Source organism: Kitasatospora sp. NPDC101235 (assembly GCF_044767505.1).
Classification (GTDB): Bacteria; Actinomycetota; Actinomycetes; order Streptomycetales; family Streptomycetaceae; genus Kitasatospora.
In genome coordinates this window covers 1-21,640 of the sequence record NZ_JBIWNZ010000013.1, presented here as the reverse complement: position 1 = coordinate 21,640, position 21,640 = coordinate 1, and the positions used below count along the sequence as shown (strand labels likewise).

At 72.8% G+C, this 21,640-nt stretch carries 16 protein-coding genes and 1 pseudogene; 7 read left to right on the top strand and 10 right to left on the bottom strand.

The window, feature by feature from the left end; genetic code table 11:
* Positions 1–4 precede the first annotated feature (4 nt).
* The 3 genes from ACIRRH_RS22030 to ACIRRH_RS22020 are packed head-to-tail and all read left to right on the top strand — an operon-like array spanning position 5 to position 4,983.
* Positions 5–2,050: a beta-galactosidase gene (locus ACIRRH_RS22030; protein WP_403069935.1), complete on the top strand. Its 2,046-nt coding sequence runs from the start codon at positions 5–7 to the stop codon at positions 2,048–2,050.
* Complete coding sequence (locus ACIRRH_RS22025; protein WP_403069932.1) at positions 2,047–4,242, top strand: MGH1-like glycoside hydrolase domain-containing protein; 2,196 nt, start codon at positions 2,047–2,049, stop codon at positions 4,240–4,242. Before ACIRRH_RS22030 ends, ACIRRH_RS22025 begins: the two co-directional genes overlap by 4 nt.
* 42 nt (positions 4,243–4,284) lie before the next feature.
* The gene (locus ACIRRH_RS22020; protein ID WP_403069930.1) at positions 4,285–4,983 is read left to right on the top strand and encodes a ribonuclease H; all 699 of its coding nucleotides are present in this window, start codon (positions 4,285–4,287) and stop codon (positions 4,981–4,983) included.
* A gap of 129 nt (positions 4,984–5,112) precedes the next feature.
* On the opposite strand, the gene ACIRRH_RS22015 is transcribed toward ACIRRH_RS22020, so the two are convergent.
* Positions 5,113–6,414, bottom strand: coding sequence for a hypothetical protein (locus ACIRRH_RS22015; protein ID WP_403069927.1), 1,302 nt, complete (start codon positions 6,412–6,414; stop codon positions 5,113–5,115).
* Between the two features lie 431 nt (positions 6,415–6,845).
* On the opposite strand from ACIRRH_RS22015, the gene ACIRRH_RS22010 reads away from it, so the two are divergent.
* Complete coding sequence (locus ACIRRH_RS22010; RefSeq protein ID WP_403069924.1) at positions 6,846–7,586, top strand: dienelactone hydrolase family protein; 741 nt, start codon at positions 6,846–6,848, stop codon at positions 7,584–7,586.
* A gap of 91 nt (positions 7,587–7,677) precedes the next feature.
* Here ACIRRH_RS22010 and ACIRRH_RS22005 read toward each other — a convergent pair.
* The 6 genes and pseudogenes from ACIRRH_RS22005 to ACIRRH_RS21980 form a co-directional block, all read right to left on the bottom strand.
* Positions 7,678–7,986: pseudogene (locus ACIRRH_RS22005) on the bottom strand (glycoside hydrolase family 15 protein); the annotation flags it as partial.
* Complete coding sequence (locus ACIRRH_RS22000) at positions 7,956–8,072, bottom strand: trehalase-like domain-containing protein (RefSeq protein WP_403070463.1); 117 nt, start codon at positions 8,070–8,072, stop codon at positions 7,956–7,958. The pseudogene ACIRRH_RS22005 and the gene ACIRRH_RS22000, both read right to left, overlap by 31 nt.
* An 89-nt stretch (positions 8,073–8,161) precedes the next feature.
* Positions 8,162–9,058, bottom strand: coding sequence for a carbohydrate ABC transporter permease (locus ACIRRH_RS21995; protein ID WP_403069921.1), 897 nt, complete (start codon positions 9,056–9,058; stop codon positions 8,162–8,164).
* Positions 9,045–10,130, bottom strand: coding sequence for a carbohydrate ABC transporter permease (locus ACIRRH_RS21990; RefSeq protein WP_403069918.1), 1,086 nt, complete (start codon positions 10,128–10,130; stop codon positions 9,045–9,047). The genes ACIRRH_RS21995 and ACIRRH_RS21990 overlap by 14 nt, the downstream gene beginning before the upstream one ends.
* Positions 10,120–11,373 carry an extracellular solute-binding protein gene (locus ACIRRH_RS21985; RefSeq protein WP_403069915.1) on the bottom strand — a complete coding sequence of 418 codons (1,254 nt, stop codon included), beginning with the start codon at positions 11,371–11,373 and terminating at the stop codon, positions 10,120–10,122. Before ACIRRH_RS21985 ends, ACIRRH_RS21990 begins: the two co-directional genes overlap by 11 nt.
* Before the next feature lie 55 nt (positions 11,374–11,428).
* Entirely contained in the window at positions 11,429–12,421 is a 993-nt protein-coding gene (locus ACIRRH_RS21980) for a LacI family DNA-binding transcriptional regulator (protein ID WP_403069912.1), read from the bottom strand.
* 208 nt (positions 12,422–12,629) lie between these two features.
* Between ACIRRH_RS21980 and ACIRRH_RS21975 the strand changes: the two genes are divergently transcribed.
* Positions 12,630–14,687 (top strand): glycogen debranching N-terminal domain-containing protein, encoded by a 2,058-nt coding sequence (locus ACIRRH_RS21975; protein ID WP_403069910.1) that lies wholly within the window; start codon positions 12,630–12,632, stop codon positions 14,685–14,687.
* A 225-nt stretch (positions 14,688–14,912) separates the two neighbouring features.
* Positions 14,913–16,415 carry a carboxylesterase/lipase family protein gene (locus tag ACIRRH_RS21970; RefSeq protein WP_403069907.1) on the top strand — a complete coding sequence of 501 codons (1,503 nt, stop codon included), beginning with the start codon at positions 14,913–14,915 and terminating at the stop codon, positions 16,413–16,415.
* A gap of 143 nt (positions 16,416–16,558) precedes the next feature.
* Here the strand turns inward: ACIRRH_RS21970 and ACIRRH_RS21965 are convergent, their stop codons facing one another.
* From ACIRRH_RS21965 to ACIRRH_RS21955, 3 genes are all read right to left on the bottom strand, one after another.
* The gene (locus ACIRRH_RS21965; protein ID WP_403069904.1) at positions 16,559–17,134 is read right to left on the bottom strand and encodes a hypothetical protein; all 576 of its coding nucleotides are present in this window, start codon (positions 17,132–17,134) and stop codon (positions 16,559–16,561) included.
* Positions 17,135–17,201: 67 nt separating this feature from the next.
* Positions 17,202–18,440 (bottom strand): GNAT family N-acetyltransferase, encoded by a 1,239-nt coding sequence (locus tag ACIRRH_RS21960; protein ID WP_403069902.1) that lies wholly within the window; start codon positions 18,438–18,440, stop codon positions 17,202–17,204.
* A 372-nt stretch (positions 18,441–18,812) separates the two neighbouring features.
* On the bottom strand, positions 18,813–20,018 hold the full coding sequence (locus ACIRRH_RS21955) for an IS110 family transposase (protein WP_403069899.1): 1,206 nt from the start codon (positions 20,016–20,018) through the stop codon (positions 18,813–18,815).
* A 237-nt stretch (positions 20,019–20,255) separates the two neighbouring features.
* Here ACIRRH_RS21955 and ACIRRH_RS21950 point away from each other — a divergent pair, with 237 nt between their 5' ends.
* Positions 20,256–21,548: a hypothetical protein gene (locus ACIRRH_RS21950; RefSeq protein WP_403069896.1), complete on the top strand. Its 1,293-nt coding sequence runs from the start codon at positions 20,256–20,258 to the stop codon at positions 21,546–21,548.
* Positions 21,549–21,640 lie beyond the last annotated feature (92 nt).

The following is a 21,640-nucleotide window of genomic DNA, read 5'->3' as shown; positions in this document are numbered from 1 at the left end:
CCGAATGACCCCCCGTAGGAACCACCTCACCCGGGTGCCCGGCCTGCTGTACGGCGGGGACTGGAACCCCGAGCAGTGGCCCGAGCAGGTGTGGGCCGAGGACGTGAAGCTGATGGCCGAGGCCGGGGTCAACCTGGTCACCGTCGGCGTCTTCTCCTGGGCGCGACTCCAACCGGACCCCGACAGCTGGGAGTTCGGCTGGCTGGACCGCCTGCTCGACCTGGTCCACCGACACGGCATCGCCGTCGACCTGGCCACCGCCACCGCCTCCCCGCCAGCCTGGCTGGTGCGCGCCCACCCCGAGCTGCTGCCGGTCACCGCCGACGGGGTGCGGCTGGAGTTCGGCTCGCGCCAGCACTACTGCCCCTCCTCGCCCGCCTACCGGGACGCCGCCGTCCGGCTCACCCGGGCGCTCGCCGAGCGCTACCGCGACCACCCCGCGCTCGCCCTGTGGCACATCCACAACGAGTACGGCGACCACGTCCAGGAGTGCTTCTGCCCCGCCTCGGCCGCCGACTTCCGCCGATGGCTGTGCGAACGGCACGGCACCATCGAGGAGTTGAACCGCTCCTGGGGCACCGCCTTCTGGTCCCAGCACTACAACTCCTTCGAGCAGATCGAGCCGCCGCGCACCGCGCCCGGCCCGGTCAACCCGACGCAGCTGCTGGACTGGCGCCGGTTCTGCTCGGACGCCCTGCTCGGCCTCCACCGTGCCGAGAAGGCCGTGCTGGACGAGGTCTCGCCCGGTGTCCCGGTCACCACCAACTTCATGTCGATGCTCAAGGCACTGGACTACTGGGAGTGGAGCCGGCACGAGGACTTCGTCTCCGACGACGCCTACCCGGACCCGGCCGACCCGCGCGCCCACGTCAACGCCGCGATGAACTACGATCTGATGCGCTCGCTCAAGGGCGGCCGCCCCTGGCTGCTGATGGAACAGGCCCCCTCCGCGGTCAGCTGGCGGCCGGTCAACGTGCCCAAGCACCCGGGCCTCTACCGCCTCTGGTCGCTCCAGGCACTGGCCCGCGGCGCCGACGGGGTGCTGCACTTCCAGTGGCGCGCCTCGGTGGCCGGAGCCGAGAAGTTCCACAGCGCGATGCTCCCGCACCGGGGCACCGCCTCGCGGGGCTGGCAGGAGACCGTCCGCTTCGGCGCCGAACTGCGCCGGCTCGGCGAGATCGCGGGCAGCCGGCTGCGCGGGCGGGCCGCCGTCCTGCTCGACTGGGACAGCTGGTGGGCGCTGGAACTGGACGACCACCCCTCCGCCCGGATGCGCTGGCCCGACCTGCTCCGCCCCTGGTACGCGGCGCTGTACGAGCGCGGCGTCACCGTCGACTTCGTCCCGCCCACCGCCGAGCTCGACGGCTACCCGCTGGTGCTCGCCCCCAACCTCTACCTGCTCGACACGGCCACCGCCGACCGGCTCACGGCCTACGTGCGGGACGGCGGCCGGCTGGTCTGCGGCCCGTTCAGCGGCATCACCGACCGCCACGACCACATCCACCCCGGCGGCCACCCCGGCCCGCTGCGCGAGCTGCTCGGGATCGTGGTGGACGAGCACTGGCCGATCCCGGACGGCGCGAGCACCGTCGTACGGCTGGACGGCGCGGAGCCGCACACCGAGCTGCACGCCGAGCGCTGGAGCGAATGGATCGAGACCGAGGCCGCCGAGACCGTCGCCCACTACGACTCCGGCGCGCTGGCAGGCCTCCCGGCCGTCACCCGCAACCGCCTGGGCACCGGCAGCGCCTGGTACCTGAGCTGCCACCTCGGCGCGGGCCCCGGCCCGGTGCTCGACCTGGCGCTCGCCGAGGCCGGGGCGGGCGCCGAACTGCCGGACCTCCCGGCGGGCGTCGAGGCCACCCGCCGGCACGCCGATGACGGCACCGGCTACCTCTTCCTGCTCAACCACGCCCCGCACGAGCTGCGAGTCCCGCTCCCCACACCCGGCACCGACCTGCTCACCGGCACCGAGGCCGCCGGAGCCGTCACCCTCGCGCCGCTCGGCGCCGCCGTCATCCGTCTCCCCGCCGCCCAGGAGCGCCCGTGAACCCGCTGACCCGCCGCCACGTCCTGGTCGGCTCTGCCGCCCTCGCCGCGGCCGGCACCCTCGCAGGCGCCTGCGCCGCCCACGCGGACACCCCCGTCGCGGACGCCTGGCCGGAGGACCGCTACGCCGACGTCCTCGACCTGCACGGCACCCCCGCCCAGGCCTACCCCGGCGACGCACGCGGCAACAACCCGATCAACGTCTTCGCCGACCTCGGCGCCTGGCACGCCTACGCCCTGCCCCGCCCCACCGACCAGCCCGGCGGCTTCACCGGCCCGCTGTACATCGCCCAGGAGTACCCCTGGTGGCTCAGCGACGGCCTGAGCCGCCTCCAGCTCACCGAACAGGGCCGCCCCCTGGGCCTCACCGCCGGCGCACCCACCCGCAGCAGCTCGCTGCCCGGCCTGCTGCGGCTGTCCCACGACCTCGGCGGCGGCCTCGCCCTCACCCTGGAACTGCGCTTCGCCGGCAACCGCACCGCCCTGCTCCGGGCCCGGCTGGCCAACACCGGCCCGGCCGTCCGGACCCTGGCCGTCGCCTGGGCCGGCCGACTGCTGCGCCCCGCCACCGGCCCGCAGCACGACGCGCCGAAGCTGGTCGCCGCCGAACGCGGCCCGGAGGTGCGCTTCGCCAGGGTCCGGCAGACCTGGGACTACCTCACCGACGGCACCGAGCGCTTCGCCGTGCGCCACGCGCGGCCCGTCCGGGTCGTCCTGAGCGCCGACGGCGACGGCCACCGCACCGAACTCGCCGAGCCGGTACGGCTGGCGCCGGGGGAGACCCGCAGCCTGGACTGGACCGAGAGCTACACCTTCACCGAGGCCGAGTACACCCGGGCCGCCGCCGAGTCCGACGCCGCGCTGCGCACCCCGGAGCGGGTCGCGGCGCAGGGCACCGCCCGGTGGCACGGGTACCTCACCCGGGCCACCGAGGGCGTCCCGGCCGCCCGCCGCCGCACGGCCGCCAAGTGCGTGCAGACCCTGGTCACCAACTGGCGCAGCCCGGCCGGGCGTATCCGGCACGACGCCGTCACCCCCACGCTGTCCTACAAGTGGTTCAGCGGGGTCTGGGCGTGGGACACCTGGAAGCAGGCCGTCGGCACCGCCGCCTTCGCGCCCGGCCTGGCCGCCGACCAGATCCGGGCGGTGTTCGACCACCAGACGCCGTTCGATCACCGGACGGGGGTCGGCTCCGTCGACCGCCCGCAGGACGCCGGAATGGTCCCCGACTGCGTTTTCTACAACGACCCTGGCACCGGCGGCGGGAACTGGAACGAGCGCAACTCCAAGCCCCCGCTGGCCTCCTGGGCGGTCTGGGAGGTCTACCGGCGCAGCGGCGACCGGGCCTTCCTGCGGGAGATGCTGCCCCGGCTGACCGCCTACCAGGACTGGTGGTACCGCACCCGGGACCACCTCGGCGAGGGCCTGTGCGAGTACGGTGCCACCGTGGACCCGGCCAACGCCACCGCCGAGGACTGCCGGGAGGCGGCGGCCTGGGAGTCCGGGATGGACAACGCCCCGCGCTTCGACGCCGCGACCGTGGTCCCCAACCGGGACGCGAACGGGACGCTGCTCGGCTGGTCGCTCGACCAGCGCTCGGTCGACCTCAACGCCTACCTGGCCGCCGACCACCGCCACCTGGCGCTGATCGCCGCCGAACTGGGCGACCGGCCCGCCGCCGAACGGCTTCGCGCCCGCGGTGACCGGATCGACGCCGCCGTACGCGACACCATGTACGACCCGGCCACCGGCTGGTTCCACGACACCGACCTGGCCACCGGCGCCCGCCTCACCGCCCGCGGCCGCGGCATCGAGGGCGCGATCCCGCTCTGGTCCGGCACCGCCACCGCCGCCCAGGCCCGTGCCGTTCGCCGGCTGCTGCTCGACCCGGCCGAGTTCGGCACCGCCATGCCGTTCCCGACCGTGGCCCGCAGCTCGCCGTCCTTCGACCCGGCCGGCTACTGGCGGGGCCTGGCCTGGCTCGACCAGACCTACTTCGCCGTCGAGGGCCTGCGCCGCTACGGCTGGGAGCAGGACGCCCGGCGGACGGTCGAGCGGCTGCTGGCCACCGCCGCCGGGCTGGCCGGGGACGGCCCGGTGCGGGAGAACTACGACCCGTTGACGGGGGAGGGACGCAACGCGACCAACTTCAGCTGGTCGGCGGCGCTGCTGCTGCCGCTGCTGCGCAGCTGAGCGACTTTGGCTCCGGGCCGCCCGACCAGGCATGATCGGGGCATGGTCGAACGAGTCATTGCAGCGTGTGACGGAGCAGCCAAGGGCAACCCCGGTCCGGCGGGCTGGGCCTACGTGGTCGCGGACGCCGCCGGGGCGCCCCAGCGCTGGCAGGCCGGCGCGCTCGGGCACAGCACCAACAACGTGGGCGAGCTGACGGCGCTGCGGCAGCTGCTGGCCGCGACGGACCCGGCGGTGCCGTTGGAGGTGCGGCTGGACAGCACCTACACCCGCGACTCGGTGACCAAGTGGCTGAAGGGCTGGAAGCGCAACGGCTGGAAGACGGCGGCCGGCAAGCCGGTGGCCAACCAGGAGCTCATCCAGGCGATCGACGCCCTGCTGGAGGGCCGGGACGTCACCTTCGTGTACGTGCCGGCCCACCAGGTGGACGGCGACCCGCTGAACGCCATCGCCGACAAGGCGGCCAGCGACGCCGCCCGCACCCAGCAGGACGCCTCCGGCACCGCCGCCGACCTGCCGGTCCCCGAGCCGGCCGCCGCCACGAAGGCCCCCAAGGCGCGCACCACCCGGCCCGCCGCCACCGGAACGGGCGGCACCGCCAAGCGGAGCGGTGGCTCGCGCACCCTGAACGCCCGCTTCCCCGGTACCTGCCCGTGCAGCCGCCCGTACGCCAAGGGCGACAAGATCACCAAGGTCGGCAGCTCCTGGGGCCACCCGGAGTGCGCCGCCGCCCACGCCTGACGACGGGCACGTCGGGTACGTCCGGGTACGCCGACGCCGCCGCGCGGCCGGTGACCGGGCCCCCGGCGCGGGCCGGGAACGCGCGAGCGGCCGACCGCGGGCATGCGGTCGGCCGCTCACAGGTGGAGGTCAGGCCTTGGGCGGCGTGGCCGCCAGGGCGATCTCCTTGATGTCCTCGAAGGACAGCCCCGCCTTGTTGAAAGCGAGCGCCTCGGTCTCCGTGATGCCGAGCCCGGCGAGTTCCTTGAGCTGGGGGTCGTTCAGCGGCAGGACGGTCGGGACCGTGATCCCGCCCATGTCTTCGGGGTCGAAGCCGCCCGCGCCGCCCGAGGTGGCCAGGCCGAGTACCGCGTCCATCAGCTGGTCGTTGGTCAACTTGACCGCGTCGGACGGCGCCTGGACGTTCGGGGCCGTCTGGTTGAAGGCGAGCTTCACCGGGAAGTTGACGCCCGGCTCCACCTTGTCCGCCAGCTGGGCGAGGTCGAAGGTGGCGGAGGAGAAGTCGCCGTTCTTCAGGTAGAGGTCGACACCGATCCGGCGGTCCGGCACGTCGCTCGGGGCCTGGTCCGGGAACTGCCCGAGCTGCTTCGGGAACTTGGCGGACAGCGGCTTGACGGCCTTGTACATCTCGTCCACCAGCTGCCGGGCCGGGGCGCTGATCCAGAGGTGCTCGGTGCCGTCCTTCTTGCCCTTGTCCTCGTACGTGACGGTGCGGCCGAGCACGTCCTTGATCGAGTTGAGCAGCTGGCCGCCGAGCTCCGGGTCGACGGTGGGCGCGGCGCCCGGGGCGGCCTTCTTGCCGTCGGACTCCTTCGCCTGGTCCGCGAGCGACTGGAGGTCGATGGAGACCCACTTGCCGGCCAGCACGTCCCCGACCGGCTTCAGGTCCTCGGGCAGCTCCTTGCGGAGCTCGTCCACCGAGGACGGGTCCTCGCCGACGAGCTTCACCAGGCCCTTGGCATCGGCGTGCAGGTACCCCGTGCCGTCGACCTGGCGGTACTCCAGCAGCGCGGTGCCGCTGCGGTCGGAGAGCAGGTAGGAGATGCGCACCGACTTGTCGAGCGTCAGGTCGGTGTTCTCGCCGTTCTTGCCGGCGTTCTTGAAGGCCTCGACCTCCTTGAGCGGCTTGTCGGCGGAGATCGCGACCGAGACCGAGAGGCCGGAGATCGCCTTGGCGGTCTTCTCGTCCATCTCGCGGTCGCCGCCCCGGGCGGAGCCGACCAGGCCCTTGCCGCCCTTGTGCTCGCCGGTGTTGGCGAACGCGGCGACCTGCTCGGGGGTGGCAGCGATGGAGAGGGTGAAGCCGGCTGACTTGCCGTCACCGACCTTGTCGAAGGCCTTCGACACCTTCTGTGCGGCGGACAGCTGCTGGACGGTGCCGCAGGCGGTGAGGCCGGTGGCGAGCACGGAGGCGGTGACGGCGACGGGCATCGCCCCACGGGCGGCCTTGCGGATGGCGGTGTTGATGGTACGACTCCTGTTGATCGGGCCCGCTCGGTGGAGCGGACCGTTCCCTCCCCTGCGACGCACAACGCCACAGTGCCTGCACATGTGATCACATTATCGGCAAGGGTTCACCCGAGTTTTTGGCCGGGTCTTTAACCACATCGACCAAAACGATGGCCAAGAGCCGCAAATCTTTTCGGGCAGGCCCCGTCTGGCGGCCCGTCCGGGGCCGGGCACCTGCTGCAACCTGGCTACGCGTACGGCGACGAGTCCGAGTTCGGGCTCGACCTGATCCTCGACGGGCTGGAACTACGGGCCGCCGCCCGACCGGCACGGCGTGAGGGCCCGCGCCACCTCCTCTGCCGACGGCGAAGACCGGCCCAACCGGGGCCCGGCCGGCACTACTGTCCCGTCCCATGACGATGGTCACGACACGCACGGTCGAGTACCCGGCCGACGGACTGACGATGATCGGGCACCTCGCGCTGCCCGCCGGTACCGGCCGCCGGCCCGCGGTCCTGATCGGCCCCGAGGGGCCGGGCCTGAACGACTTCCAGCGCCGCCGAGCCGACGCCCTCGCCGAACTGGGGTACGTGGCCCTGGCCTTCGACCTCCACGGCGGACGCTGGTTCACCGACCCGCAGGAGATGCTGGCACGCGTGATGCCGCTGCTCGCCGACCCCGACCGGATGCGGGGCATCGGCCGTGCGGCACTCGACGTGCTGCGCGCCGAACCCCGGACCGACCCCGACCGGATCGCCGCCATCGGCTACGGCACCGGGGGCGCGATCGCGCTGGAACTCGGACGCGCCGGCGTCGACCTCCGGGCGATCGGGACGGTCAACGCGCTCACCACGGGCCGACCGGGTGAGGCGGCGCGCATCCGCTGCCCCGTGTGGGCCGGGGTCGGCTCGGAGGACCCGATCATGCCCGCCGCGCAACGGGACGCCTTCGCCGCCGAGATGCAGGCCGCAGGTGTCGACTGGCGCCTCGTGGTCTACGGCGGAGCCCGGCACGCCTTCCACCACCCGCCGGTCGACCACACCGTCCTCCCCGGCGTCGGCCACCACCCGCTGCACGCCGAGCGGGCCTGGCGCGACATCCTCGCCCTGCTCGCCGAGTGCCTGCCCGTCACGCAGGGGCCGGGGCTTCGCTGACGACCGTCCTCGACACCGGAGCGCCTCCGGTGAATCGGCACATCCTCACCGCCGGCTCCTGCCAGGAGCCCGGCGGGGTCGAAGGGCGACCCTGGCGCTTGAGGCGTGGGTCCCATTCCTCGGCGAGCAGGCCGAGGTCGTTGCGCAGTGCCAGCAGCCGGTCGAACAGTTCGCGGGCCTCCTGTACCCGGCCGATCATGGCGAGGTCGTCGGCCAGCCAGAACGAGCAGGCCAGGAAGGCGCCTTCGTGGCCGGAGAGGCCGTCCACGTTCTCGACGTGGTCGCCGGACGTGTCGTCGTGGGTGGGGTAGCGCAGCACGAAGCCGTCCTCGGTGGACAGTTCGCGCTGGATCGCCTCGATGGTGCCGATCAGAAGCCGTGCTCGTCGGTCCCGAGCAGGCCGGCGAAGACCGCCGGGGAGTCGAAGCGGGGCAGGCACAGCCAGTCGACCGAGCCGTCCCGGCCGACCAGGGCGGCGGTCTGCATGTCGCCGGTCAGCGCGTAGTCCTCGATGCGGGCGGGCACGGGCGTTCTCCAGGATGGTTCGGAAGGGACGGGAAGCGAGCGGGGCCGGGCTAGCCCTTGGAGGAGCCCGAGTTGGCGCCGCGCACGAAGTGCCGCTGGAAGAGGAAGAACAGCACGGCCACCGGGACGGTGGAGACGAGCGCCGCCGCCAGCTTGAGCGGGTACTGGGTGCCGGAGCCGAGGCCGCCGGCGACGAAGTGCGCGAGGCCGGTGGTCAGGGTGTCGTGGTCGCTGGACTGGGTGGAGACCAGGAAGTGGGTGAACTCGTTCCAGGACCCCTGGAAGGAGAGCACTGTGAGGGTGATCAGCGAGGGCCGTGACATCGGCAGCACGACCGACCAGAAGATCCGGAAGGTCCCGGCGCCGTCGATCCGCGCGGCCTCCTCGATCTCGCGCGGCACCGACTCGAAGAACTGCTTCATGATGAAGATCCCGGCGGCGTCGACCAGCAGCGGCAGGACCATTCCGCTGTAGGTGTCGAACATGCCGAAGCTCTTCAGCACCAGGAACTTCGGGATCAGCAGCACCACACCGGGCACCGCCATCACGGCCAGCACGAAGGCGAACAGCAGCCGGCGCCCGGGAAACCTGATCCGGGCCAGCGCGTAGCCCGCCATCGAGTCGAACAGCACCCGGCCGGCCGTGACCAGGACCGTCACCACCACGCTGTTGCCCAGCCAGCGTGGGAACGGGACGTTCTCCACGTCGTCGGCCAGGCCGAACAGCCGCCGGTAGGAGGCGAGGGTGGCGCCGTCCGGCAGCAGGGACATCGGGTGGGCGGCCGCGTCCGGGTCGGTCTTGAAGCTGTTCGCCAGCTGCAGCAGGAACGGCAGCAGGTAGAGCAGCGCGAAGCCGGCCAGGGCCGCGTAGCCGAGGTACCGCAGCGGTCGGGGGAAGCGGCCGAGGACCGGCCGGTCCTCGGCCCGCGGGGTGTCAGTGCGCGGCACGGCGGGCTCCCTTCCGGCCGCCTCGCGGCTTGCCGTCCCGTTCCCGCAGCACCCACCGCTGGGCGGCGGTGAGCAGCAGGATCAGGCCGAGCAGGACGAACGCGATGGCGGCGCCCTGCCCGTAGTCGGCGTTGTCGAAGCCGGCCGAGTAGGACAGGTAGGCGGGGGTGAGGGTGGTGTTGCCGGGGGCGCCCTTGCCCATCACGTACACCTGGTCGAAGACCTGCCAGGTGGAGATCAGGCCGAGGGTGAGGACCAGGAAGAGGACCGGCCGCAGCGCGGGCAGCGTGACGTGGCGCAGCAGTTGGCGGCGGTTGACGCCGTCCAGCGCGGCGGCCTCCTCCACTTCGCGCGGGATGTCCTGGAGAGCGGCGAGGAAGATCAGCATGAAGGTGCCGGAGGTGGTCCAGACCGCCATCAGGATCAGGGTGCACATCGCGACCGAGGGCCCGGCGAACCACTCGGACCAGGACAGTCCGAGCGGGCCGCCCGCGCCGGGCGCCGGCTGGTCGACGCCGAACCAGCCGAGCACCAGCCAGACCAGGCCGCGCGGGTCGGCGAACCAGTTCGGTCCCTGGACGCCGAGCCAGCCGAGCATCCGGTTGACGGCGCCGCTGCCCTGGAAGAGGAACAGGAAGACCGTCGAGACGGCGATCGAGCTGGTGACGGACGGGAAGTAGAACACCGTGCGCAGGGCGCTGCGGCCGCGCAGCATCCGCTGGTTGACGGCGATGGCGAGGAAGAGTGCCAGCACCGTCTGGAGCGGGACGGTCAGCAGGACGTAGTACAGGGTGTTGCGCATCGAGGTGGCGAAGAGCGTACGGTCCAGGCCGTCCTCGGCGAACAGCCGCCGGTAGTTGTCCAGGCCGACGAAGTCCGCGTTGCCGCTGAACGGGTTGGACTGCCCGTCCCAGTGCAGCAGGCTGACCCACAGGGCCATCGCGATGGGCAGGACCATGAAGAGGCCGAGGACGAGGACCATGGGGCCGGTGAACAGCCAGCCCCATGCTCCCTCGCGCAGGCCGCGCCCGGTCCGGGCGCGGGCCGTGCGTATGGTGCGCTTACTTGCCATTCTTCAGGGCCTGCTCGCCGTTGCGCTGGAGGGTGCCCAGGATGGCCGCCGGGTCGCCGGTCTTCAGCGACTGGAGGTCGGTGTTGAACTGGGTGAGCACCTGGTTGAAGCCGGCGATGGTGACCGGCGCCTGGGAGGTGGCGACGCCGTCCACCCAGGCCTTGGACTCCGGGTACTTCTCGGCGTACGTGGCGAGCGCGCTGGTGCGCGAGGGCATCACGCCGAAGGCCTTGGAGAACTCCAGCTGCTGGTCGGCCGAGGTCAGGTGCTTGACCAGGTCCACGCCGGCGGCCTGGTGCCGGCTCTTGGCGGCGATGCCCCAGCAGTTGCTGAAGGCCAGGGTGCCGGGGCCGGCCGGGCCGGCGGGCAGCGGGAGCACCTTGTACGCGACGTTCGGGTAGTCCTTGGCCATCGCGCCCTGGAGCCAGTTGCCCTCGATGGTCATCGCGGCCTTGCCCTTGCCGAGCGCCTCGCCGCCCCAGCCGGCGTCCACCTCGGCGACGTACTTGGCCGAGCCGGCCTTCATCATGGACTGGAGGTACTCCAGCGCCTGCTTGTTGGCCGGGCTGTCGGCGGTCATCGCGTTCTGCTCCGGGTTGGTGATCCAGCCACCGGCCTCCTTCAGCAGGGCGCCGAGCCGCTGGTAGTCGGGGGCGGTGACCAGGCCGGTGACGCCGTCCTTGGTGAGCTTGGCGGCGTCGTCGGAGAGCTGCTGCCAGGTGGTCGGGTAGTCGGCCTCGGTCAGGCCGGCCTGCTGCCACATGGCGGTGTTGATCGCCAGGCCCAGGGTGGAGCTGTCCTTGGGCAGGCAGGTGAGCTTGCCGTCGTGGCTGAAGGCCTTGCGCAGCTGCTCGGAGAAGTCCGCGGCGTCCGGGACCTGGTCGCCGTAGGCGTACAGCGAGCCGCCCTTGGCGTAGTTCGCGAACTGGTCGGAGTTGACGTAGAAGAGGTCCGGCGGGTTGCCGCCGGCGAAGGCCTGGCCGAGCTGCTGGTTGATGTTGCTGGCGATCTGCACCGTGACGGTGTTTCCGGTCTTCTGTGCCCAGGCGGCGGTGGCCGCCTTGACCGCGGCGGTCTCGGCCTCGCCGGAGGTGGCGATGAGCACCGTCAGGTCCTGGCTGCCGCCGGAGGCCTGCTTGGCCGTCGAGTCGCCGAAGCCGCCGGAGGAGGAGCAGCCGGTGACGGCGCCGAGGGCGACGGCCGCGCAGACGGCGGCCGCGGCGAGGGTGCGGGAGGTGGCCATGCGGGATCTCCTTGCGAGGGTGGGTGGGGGTGGGCGGAGATGGCTCGGGGAGGGGTCACACGCTTTCGCGTAGGACCAACTCGGGTTCCAGCAGGACGTGTTCGGTCGGGCGCTGCCGGTCGCCGAGCCGTTCCAGCAGCAGCCGCATGCAGGCGCGGCCGACCGCGTCGAGCGGTTGGGCGAGGCTGGACAGGGACGGGAACAGCAGTGGGGCGATCGGCGAGTCGTCGAAGCCGATGACGGCGGCGTCCGGGCCGGGCATGCGGCCGGCCCGGCGCAGTGCCTGGTACCAGCCGAGTGCCAGGGTGTCGCTGGCGGCCACGACCGCGGTGGCGCCGGCCGCCAGCAGCCGCTCGGCGGCCTCGGCGGCGCGTTCCGGGTCGTCCGGGCTCTCGGCCCGGCGGCCCCGGGTGGGCAGTCCGAGGTCGCGCATCGCGTTCTGCCAGCCGCGGGCGCGGTCGTCGCCGACGCCGGAGCCCTTCGGCCAGCCGAGGAAGCCGATCTTGCGGTGGCCGAGCCCGGCCAGGTGCCGGACGGCGGTGGACGTCCCGGCGGCGCCGTCCACGTCGACCCAGTCGCCGACGTCCCGGCCGGTCCAGGTGCGGCCGAAGGCGACGTACGGGACGCCCTGCTCGTGCAGCCAGCCCTGGCGGCGGTCGCCGCGGTCGGTGCCGCTGAGCACGAAGCCGTCCGCGCCGTGTTCGTCGAGCAGCTGCCGGTAGCTGGTGAGTTCGTCGTCCCCGGGGGCGACGGCGAACAGCACCACCCGGTACCCGGCCCGGTCGGCGGCCTCGGAGAGCGAGTGCAGGAACTGGTCCAGGACCGGGGTCGGGACGCCGGTGCTGCTGGAGCGGATGCCGTAGCCGATCAGCCGGCTGGCCCTGGTCTTCAGCGCCTGCGCGGCCCGGTGGGGCCGGTAACCGAGTTCGTCGATGGCGCGCCTGACCCGCTCCAGCGTCTGCGGGCGCAGCAGTTCGGGCGAGTTGATCGCGTTGGACACCGTCTGACGGCCCACGCCGGCCCGGGCGGCGACCATTTCGAGGGTCACGGCGGACCCTGCCCTGGGCCGGGGCGATGAGTGTGCATGCATGACGGCGATCCTAGGTTCTGTCTTCATTGACAAGATCTTGGAGCGTTCCAATACGGGGTTCCATCATTCCCACCAGGGGGGTTAATGTCTTGGAACGCTCCAACGGCAGAAAGGTTGCGCCCGGGTGGAAGCAACTGTCAAGCCCCCAGCAGAGGATGAAGAGACCATGTCAGCGATTGAGCTGCAGCCGTTCCTGCACGACGCCCGGCTCTCCGTGGCCGCCCCGAGCTTCTGCGCCTCGCGCCCCGACGGCCGGATCGGCGAGGGCGCGGACGGCTTCTACCACGGCGACCGGCGGATCCTCTCCCGCCTGGAGGCGACCGTCGCCGGAGTCCCCAACGCACCCGTCGCCACCGCCGACGGCCCGGACGGCAGCACCACCTTCGTCACCGTGCTGCGCGGCCTCGCCGAACTGACCGCCGACCCCGCCGTCACCCTCGAACGCCGCCGCGAACTGCGGCCCGGCCGCCTGGTCGAACACCTCGCCGTCCGCAACGCCGGCGACCTCACCGCCCGGTTGCGCCTGGACCTGCGCGCCGAGAGCGACTTCGCCGCCATGGACACCGTCAAGGCCGGCCGCACCGGCACCCCCCACACCGCCGAAGCCGAGCCGGACGGGCTGCGCTGGAGTGACGGCCCGCTCACCGCCGTCCTCGCCCTCAGCCCGGCCCCCGACCACCTCGACGCCGCCACCGGCACCCTCGGCTACGACCTGGAACTGGCCCCCGGGCAGTCCTGGCAGGCCGTCCTGGAGTGCACCGCCGAACACCGCGACGGCGACCTCTTCCCCGCCCCGCCCACCGACGCCGCCCCCTGGCACACCCCCGCGGTCACCGGCCGCGAACACGACCTCGGTCACTGGCTCGCCCGCTCCCACCAGGACCTGCGCGGCCTGCTGCTCACCGACCCGCTGAGCCCCGCCGACACCTTCCTCGGCGCCGGCGCGCCCTGGTTCCTCACCCTGTTCGGCCGTGACTCGCTCTGGGCGGCCCGGATGCTGCTCCCGCTCGGGACCGAGCTCGCCGCCGGCACCCTGCGCACCCTCGCCCGCCGCCAGGGCCGCACCGTCGACCCGGCCACCGAGGAGCAGCCCGGCAAGATCCTCCACGAGGTCCGCCGCGAGGAGCAGCACCTCGACACCGGCTCCCACCTGCCGCCCTGCTACTTCGGCACCGCCGACGCCACCCCGCTGTGGCTCGTCCTGCTGCACGACGCCTGGCGCTGGGGCCTGCCCGCCGACCAGGTCGAGGAGCTCCTCCCGCAGGCCGAGGCCGCCCTCGGCTGGCTGGAGCGATACGCCGACGCGGACGGCGACGGCTTCCTGGAGTACCTGGACAGCACCGGCCGCGGCCTGTCCAACCAGGGCTGGAAGGACTCCTCCGACAGCATCCGCTACCGCGACGGGCGGATCGCCGACGCCCCGATCGCGCTCAGCGAGGTCCAGGCGTACGCCCACGAGGCGGCGCTCGCGGCGGCCGACCTCCTGGAGGCCTTCGGCCGCCCCGGCGCCGACCACTGGCGGCAGTGGGCCGAGCGGTTGCGCGAGCGCTTCCGGGCCCACTTCTGGACCGAGGACGAGGACGGCCGCTACCCGGTGGTCGCCCTCGACGGGGCCAAGCGCCGGGTGGACTCGATCGCCTCCAACATGGGCCACCTGCTCGGCACCGGGCTGCTGGACGCCGAGGAGAGCGAACTGGTGGCCCGTCGCCTCACCGCCCCCGGCATGGCCGGCGGCTTCGGCCTGCGCACCCTGGACGCGGCCGCGGCCGGCTTCAACCCGCTCGGCTACCACACCGGTTCGGTCTGGCCGCACGACAGCGCCATCGCCGTCCACGGCCTCGCCCGGGCCGGGCTGCACGAGGCGGCCGCGCCGCTGGCCGCAGGACTGGTACGCGCTGCCGCGGCCTTCGACCACCGGCTGCCCGAGCTGTTCGGCGGCCACCCGCGCGAGCACTACGCCCGGCCCGTCCCGTACCCGGCGTCCTGTCGGCCGCAGGCCTGGGCCGCCGCCTCCGCCGTCGCGGTCCTCCAGTCGGTGCTCGGCCTGGAGGCGGATGCGCCGGGCCGCCGGCTGAAGGTCCGGGCACAGGTGCCGGCCGGGTACGAGTCGCTGCGGATCGACGGGCTGACCGTGGCCGGACTGCCGATCGAGGTGACCACCGACCACACGGGCGCGGTCGACCTGCGGGCGCCGGAGGGTTTCACCGTCACCGTGGTCCGCTGACTGTCAGCCGATTGTCAGCCGACAGTCGGGTCGTGAGGAGTGCTCGGGCCGTTGCTGTGCGGGGGCTGTGAAGCACGGGCGCGGACCGTGTCCGGGGTCCGGGCGGAAGTGGGCCGGGACAGGAGATGCCGCGGGCGGGAGGGAATTCGGTTGCGGCCGTGCTGGGCGGGCGGAAGGCTCCTACCGCTCCCAACATCCCGAGCTCTTCCGAAAATGGACTTCCCGATGAGCAACGTCACAGTCAGCACGCGTTACGGTCAGGTCCGCGGTCACCTCCACGAGGGCGTAGCGTCCTTTCTGGGCATCCCTTACGCGGCACCGCCGTTCGGCGTGAACCGGATGCGTCCGCCCCGGACCCCCGAGCCGTGGAGCGGCGTGCGCGACGCGCTCGTCCACGGCCCGAGCGCACCGCAGCCGGGCTACGCCCCTGCCATGGCCGGCCTTCTCACGGAGGCGGGCCCCCAGGGCGAGGACTGCCTCAACCTCAATGTCTGGACGCCTTCGCCGCACCGGTCCAGCGAAGGGCTACCCGTCATGGTGTGGATCCATGGCGGCGCCTTCCGCAACGGGTCCGGCTCGCTGCCCACCTACGACGGCTCCGTCCTCGCCCGCGACGGCGTCGTCTGCGTCACCCTGAACTACCGGCTGGGCGCGGAGGGCTTCCTCCTGCTGCCCGACGGCACCGCAAACCTCGGTCTCATGGACCAGATCGCCGCGCTGGAGTGGGTGCGCGACAACATCGCCGCGTTCGGCGGCGACCCCGGCAACGTGACCGTCTTCGGGCAGTCGGCCGGAGCGATCAGCATCACCGCGCTCATGGCGATGCCCCGGGCCGAGGGCCTGTTCCGGCGGGCCATCACCCAGAGCGGGGCCGGACATCACGCGCACACGCCCGAGACCGCGCGCCGCATCACCGAACGCCTGGCCGCACTCGTCGGCGCCGAGTGCACCGTTGAAGCCCTCGCCGCCGTCCCATCGCAGGACCTGGCCGCAGCCAACAGCCGACTCGCTCAGGAGATCGCCCGCAGTACCGATCCGGGCCAGTGGGGCGAGTCCGCAGGAGGCGGCACGACCGTTCTGCCTGTGGCCGGGACCGCGACGCTGCCCGAGCGCCCCGTCGACGCCATCGCTGCCGGTGCGGGCCGCGGGCTGGATCTGCTCACGGGCGTCACCGCCGAGGAGTTCCGCCTGTTCCTGGTACCGCTCGGCATGGCCGACCACATCGACGACGGCTTCCTGCACGGCTTCCTCGACGCTCTCGGGCTGGAGCCCGTAACCGCGCGGGCCGTCTACGCCGAGGCCCGACCGCAGGCCAGTGCCGCCGACCTGTTCTCGGCAGTGATGACCGACCACGGCTACCGTCTGCCGGCGGTCCGCATCGCAGAGGCCCGCGCCGCCCACGGCGCGGACACCTACTTCTATGAGTTCACCCAGCCTTCCCCGGCCCTGGACGGCTCCCTCGGCGCCTGCCACATGGCCGAACTCGGCCCCGTCTTCGGGAACCCGCACGACCCGCTGACGGACACGTCAGCCCATCCGCTGCTGTCCGAACGGATACGCGGCGCCTGGACCTCCTTCGCCCACCACGGCCGCCCCACCAGCGGCCACCTGCCACCCTGGCCCGCCTACCTGCCCGGCCGGTCCGTCATGTTCCTGGACGCCACCGCACCCGCCGTCCGTCACGACCCCGCCCGGCCCGAACGACTCCTGTGGGACGGCCTGCGCTGACCGAAACGCCGGAGCCCAGCGCAGGGCCGGCCGGGCTACCCGGGGCGGCGGTGACGGTTCGTCAGGCGTCCGTCAGGCGGGCTGAACGCACACCGGCCCCGGCTCCCGCCCTGGGAGCCGGGGCCGGCCGCGCGCCCCGGCGGCTACCGCTGCCGCAGCACGTAGAAGACGACGTAGATCACGGGGATCAGGACGAGTGCGAGCACCACCCCGACCACCGTGGGCGTCAGCCGGTCCCGGAACTGCTTCTGCGGCTGGACGCGCTGTGCCGGGTCGGTGCTGTGCTTCCACCAGTCGAGGAGCCGCCGGAAGTCCGCCTCGAAGTTCCGGCCGGGGTACATCGTGCTGCTGCTGAGGCCCGGCAGCGAGCGGCGCCGCCCGCCGGCGAGGTGGATCCGGGCCGCGTACGTGGCCGTGCCGTTGCCCTTGGTCTCCCGCACGTCTATCCAGCGCACCTCCTGCCAGGCGTAGGTGCGGCCGCTGCCGAGGCCCCAGTTGACGGTGATCCCGTCGGCGCCGACCCGGCTCCAGGACCGGAGGACCAGGATCCAGGCCGGCACGGCGATCAGGACGGTCCCGGCGAGCAGCAGGGTCATGCCGAAGGCGCCGAGTTTCACGTAGCCGATGACGGTTTCGACGGCGAGGGCGAGCAGTGGCACCGCGAAGGTGGACCAGGACGGGCGGAACAGGTCTTTCCCCCGGAAGATCAGTTCGTTCACCTGGCGGACCCTACGCCCCACCCGCCGGGTCCCGACAGGGGGTTGGCCGACATCCCGGCGGCGGATGTCACGGCAGGTAGTACGTCAGCAGGTCGGCCGTCTGCGGCGGGAACAGCGCCCGGTACGGCTCGTCCTCCCCGCGGACGTACACGTCCGGACGGATGCGGCTCAGCCCCTCGATCCCGTACGGGCCGAAGAGCAGCGCCGCCAGCTGGTCCGGTGCCACGCCCACGCCGCCGCCCGAGCCGGGGCGCTGCATCGTGCCGCCCGTGACCACCTCGCCCAGCCCCTGCGCGCCGACCGGGATGCGGTAGTGCGAGCGGTAGGTGGAGAGCAGCAGTTCGCGGCCGGCGAGGTCCAGTCCGGCGGCGGTGAGGCGCTGCCGGAACAGCGGGCGCAGCCGGTCGAGCAGTGCGGCCGGATCGGGGATGCGGACGTAGTACTGCTCCGCCTCGGGGCGCGGCGTGTGGTCCAGCAGCTCGTGCCAGGCGGTGGCCGGCAGGGTGCCGGGGCGGTCCACCACGTGGAGCTGGGCCTCGGGCGCCAGCGCGGCGACGCCTGCGAGCAGTTCGCGTGCCGCGCGCTCGTCGACGGCGGCCGCCTCGGCGAGGTGGAACTCGCCGTCGTCCACCGGGGTGGTGCGCGCCATGGCCACCGCCTCGCCCGCACGCTCGACCACCCGCAGCGTGGTCGCGTCGTGGGCCAGGAGCCAGCGCCAGCGGGCGGGGGAGTGGCCCATCGCGAGGTCGAACCCGCGCTGCGCCTGGTCCTGGAGCGCGGCCAGGGCGGGCAGGTCCGTGGCCCGGGCGGTGCGCAGGGCGGGCGTGCCCTCGGCGGGCGGGGTGCCGCGCACCGGCCGTGAGACCGGGATGTCGATCGCGTACTCGTAGCCGAACAGCCGGTAGAAGTACGGGATTCCGATCATCACCTGGACCAGGTGCCCTCGGGCGGCGGAGCGCGCGTGCGCCCACTGCATCAGCGCCCGGACCAGGCCGCGGCCCTCGTAGTCCTCGGCGGTGGCGACCAGTTCGACCTGCCCGGCGGGCAGTCGGACGCCGCCGAGGCGCAGTTCCTCGTCGAGCAGGGTGGCCGTGGACACCACCCGGTCGCCGTCGACCACCATCGCGCAGGCCGACCAGCCGGCGTCCGGGTCCTCGACCACCAGGCGGTGGTCGATCGCGTCCGCCGGGACGCCGCGCTCGGCGAGCAGCGCGCCGATCTGTTCCAGGTCGGCCGGCCCGGACTCGCGCAGGAGCAGGCCGCCGGGCAGGGGCGCGGGCAGGGCAAAAGGTTCGTCAACGGTCATTCATGGACCTTCGCACCGAAGGTCATCCGTGTCCAAGGAGTTTTGCCGATCAGGCAGGGCGGAGCGGGAACGCGCCCGATGCGCAGGCGCGTCCGTGGCGGGCCCCGGCAGGGCCGGTGGCCACGGCAGAGCACTCGCACAAGGTCGTCCCCGGGCTCTCGTCCTCCCGTTCGGGCCGGTTGCGGTGGCCTCTCCGGGTCGAGCCGTGCGGTCGGTGCGCGCTTGCTGTGTGCGGGAGTTGGCGAAATCGTGTCCATGGGCGGGCGGCCGGGTTGACCGTGGCCACGGCCGGACGGTTGGCTCGGCCGGAGCACAGGGGAGGGGATTCCCAATCATGTTGTCAAGCCGAGGCGGTGACGCCTTGTGACTGCCTCATGTCGCTGCGGCAGTGGACCCGGGCGTGACCACCTCGAAGAGCCGCCGATCGCGTATGAGAGCCCAGAGCACGTTGAGGCGGCGCCTGGCCAGGGCGAGGACGGCCTGCTTGTGGGACTTCCCCTCGGGGCGTTTGCGCTGGTAGAAGCCCTTCGAGACAGGGCAGCAGGTCGATGCGACCTGGGCCGACATGTAGAACATCCGCAGCAGCCGGCGGCTGTAGCGACGGGGCCGCTTCATGTTGCCGCTGATCTTCCCGGAGTTGCGTGGGACCGGGGCGAGGCCTGCGACGCCAGCGAGGCGGTCGGGACTGCCGAAGGCGCTCATGTCTCCGCCGGTGGCGGCGATGAACTCGGCGCCGAGCAGTGTGCCGACGCCGGGCATGCTGGTGATCACTTCTGCGTCGGGATGCTCGCGAAACCGGCCCTCGATGAGGGCGTTGGTCAGGGCGATCCCCTCGTCGAAGGCCATCACCTCCTTGGCCAGGGTGTGGACCATCTTCGCGGCGGTCTTCTCCCCGGGGACCACGGTGCGCCGGGCTTCGGCAGCGGTAACCGCGGCGTCGGCGCCCTTCGCCGCGCTGCGGACGCCGCGGTTCTTCAGCCAGGTCGTCAGCCTCGTGCGACCGACCCGGTGAAGGGCGCCGGGAGTCTGGTAGTCGGTCAGCAGCACCAGGGCCGCCTTGGACGCGCTGTAGTCGAAGGCGCGTTCCAGGGCGGGGAAGTACTCCAGAATCTGTGCGCGCAGACGGTTGATCGCACGGGTGCGGTCGGCCGCCAAGTCCAGGCGACGGGCAGTGAATATGCGCAGGTCGACGGCGATCTCGCTCGCCTCCTGGAGCGGCTGGAGGTCGCGGCGCATCCGGGCCTGGTCCGCGATGACGAAGGCGTCCTTGGCGTCGCTCTTCCCGTCGCCCCGGTAGGAGCCGGAGGCGTGGTGGACGGTGCGGCCGGGGATGTAGAGCAGCTGCTGCCCGTGGCCGACCAGGAGGGCGATCCACAGAGCGGCCCCGCCGGCGTTCAGGTCGACAGCCCAGGTCACCCGACCGCCCTCGGCCAACTCCAGTACGTCGCCGAGCAGTTCGAGCAGTTTGGCCTCGCTGTTCGGCACCCGGCGGGAGAGCACCGTCTTGCCGTCCGTGTCGATCACCGTGCAGTGGTGCTCGGCCTTGCCCGCATCCGTCCCGGCCCACAGTTCGGGCACCAGGCCCTCCTCACTCGACGTACGTGTACTCGGTCCCAGCAGACGACCTCGCCGACGTGTCCATACGAGCGATCTGGTTCGCGCATCCCAGTTAGCGGTCGAGTCGTCGCGGGGTGTCGGGCGGCCAATCCCCTCAAGCCACGACAGCGGCTAACCCATGACAGCCATACCCGACACCCTGGGTGTCCTGATCTTACGAATGACCCGGACCAACCCACCAAGAAAGGTATGGAGCCCATGAAGACGACGACGGTACGGATGGCCTGCACGCTGGCGGCCGCGCTGCTGGCGGGCACCGGGGCACCGGCGGCACACGCCAGGCCCGCGCCTGCACCTGCGTCCACGCTCGCGTTCGCGGCGACGACCGGCGACACGGTGCGGGTGAACGTGGGCCCCGACGGCGCGCCCGCCGACGACTGGTCCGAGCCGCTCGGGCTGAGCGCCGACGGCCGCTACGCCCTGTTCACCTCGCTGGCCTCGAACCTGGTGCCCGGTGACACCAACCGCCTCTACGACGTCTTCGTCCGCGACCTGTGGACGCGGCAGACCGAGCGGGTCAGCCTCGCCGACGACGGTGCCCAGCTGGACGGCTCCAGCAGCCAGGCCGCGATCAGCGCCGACGGCCGGTACGTCGCCTTCAGCAGCGACGCCGCCAACGCCGTCCCCGGGCACGGCAGCGGACGCACCGACGTCTACGTCCGCGACCGCCGCACCGGCCACACCGAGCTGCTCATCGCGGGCACCGGCGTCGGGAACTCGCTCAGCCCCGCGATCAGTGCCGACGGCCGTTTCGTCGCCTACTCCTCGGACCGCGCCGACCTCGCCCCCGGGGCGCGGGCGGGCATCGCCAACATCTACCTGACCGACCGCCTGACCGGTACCACCCGCCTGGTGACCGCCGGGCAGGGCGGCGCCCCCGCCGACGGAGGCTCGGTGGAGCCCTCGCTCAGCGCCGACGGCAGGACCGTCGCCTTCCGTTCGAAGGCGGCCAACCTGCTGCCGGTCGCCCAGCCCGCCCCGAAGGCCCTGAAGCCGCCGCCCACCCGCCAGCTGTTCCCGCTCTACGTCCACGACACCCGTACCGGCCGGACCGAGGGCGCGAGCGTCGACCCGAGCGGTGCCCTGCGCGACGCCGCGCGCCAGGGGCGGCTGAGCGCAGACGGGCGGTTCGCGCTGTTCCGGGTGTTCCAACCGGACCAGGGCGCCACCCGGGTCGCGCTCTACGCCCGCGACCTGCACACGGGCGCGGTGACCGAGGTGGCCCCCGCCGGCACCCAGCCGGCCGTCATGACGGCGGACGACCGCTGGGCCTACTTCGCCTCGGACGACGCCGGTCTGGTGCCCGACGACACCAACGGTGCCACGGACGTCTTCCGGCGGGACCTGCGGACCGGCCGGATCGAGCGGGTCGCCGAGGCCGTCGGCCCGTCCTCCGCGCCCGCCGTGGACGCGCTCGGCACCACGCTGCTGTACGGCGCCCTGGACGGCACCCGCGCGGACGTCCTGGTGCGCTACCTGCCGGGCTTCTAGGGCACGTATTCGGTCGTGATCAATCTGTGTGATTCACCTTCGCGGCGGGTCCTGATCCGGTAGACCGTGGTGTGTGACGCGAGCGCAACTGA

Excerpts from the sequence above, each read along its gene's own strand:
- ACIRRH_RS21985 (WP_403069915.1), bottom strand. The coding sequence starts at position 11,373 with ATGGCCACCTCCCGCACCCTCGCCGCGGCCGCCGTCTGCGCGGCCGTC.
- ACIRRH_RS21970 (WP_403069907.1), top strand. The coding sequence starts at position 14,913 with ATGAGCAACGTCACAGTCAGCACGCGTTACGGTCAGGTCCGCGGTCAC.
- ACIRRH_RS22015 (WP_403069927.1), bottom strand. The coding sequence starts at position 6,414 with ATGCCCGTCGCCGTCACCGCCTCCGTGCTCGCCACCGGCCTCACCGCC.
- ACIRRH_RS22020 (WP_403069930.1), top strand. The coding sequence starts at position 4,285 with ATGGTCGAACGAGTCATTGCAGCGTGTGACGGAGCAGCCAAGGGCAAC.
- ACIRRH_RS22000 (WP_403070463.1), bottom strand. The coding sequence starts at position 8,072 with ATGCAGACCGCCGCCCTGGTCGGCCGGGACGGCTCGGTCGACTGGCTG.
- ACIRRH_RS21975 (WP_403069910.1), top strand. The coding sequence starts at position 12,630 with ATGTCAGCGATTGAGCTGCAGCCGTTCCTGCACGACGCCCGGCTCTCC.
- ACIRRH_RS22010 (WP_403069924.1), top strand. The coding sequence starts at position 6,846 with ATGACGATGGTCACGACACGCACGGTCGAGTACCCGGCCGACGGACTG.
- ACIRRH_RS22030 (WP_403069935.1), top strand. The coding sequence starts at position 5 with ATGACCCCCCGTAGGAACCACCTCACCCGGGTGCCCGGCCTGCTGTAC.
- ACIRRH_RS21990 (WP_403069918.1), bottom strand. The coding sequence starts at position 10,130 with ATGGCAAGTAAGCGCACCATACGCACGGCCCGCGCCCGGACCGGGCGC.
- ACIRRH_RS21950 (WP_403069896.1), top strand. The coding sequence starts at position 20,256 with ATGAAGACGACGACGGTACGGATGGCCTGCACGCTGGCGGCCGCGCTG.
- ACIRRH_RS21960 (WP_403069902.1), bottom strand. The coding sequence starts at position 18,440 with ATGACCGTTGACGAACCTTTTGCCCTGCCCGCGCCCCTGCCCGGCGGC.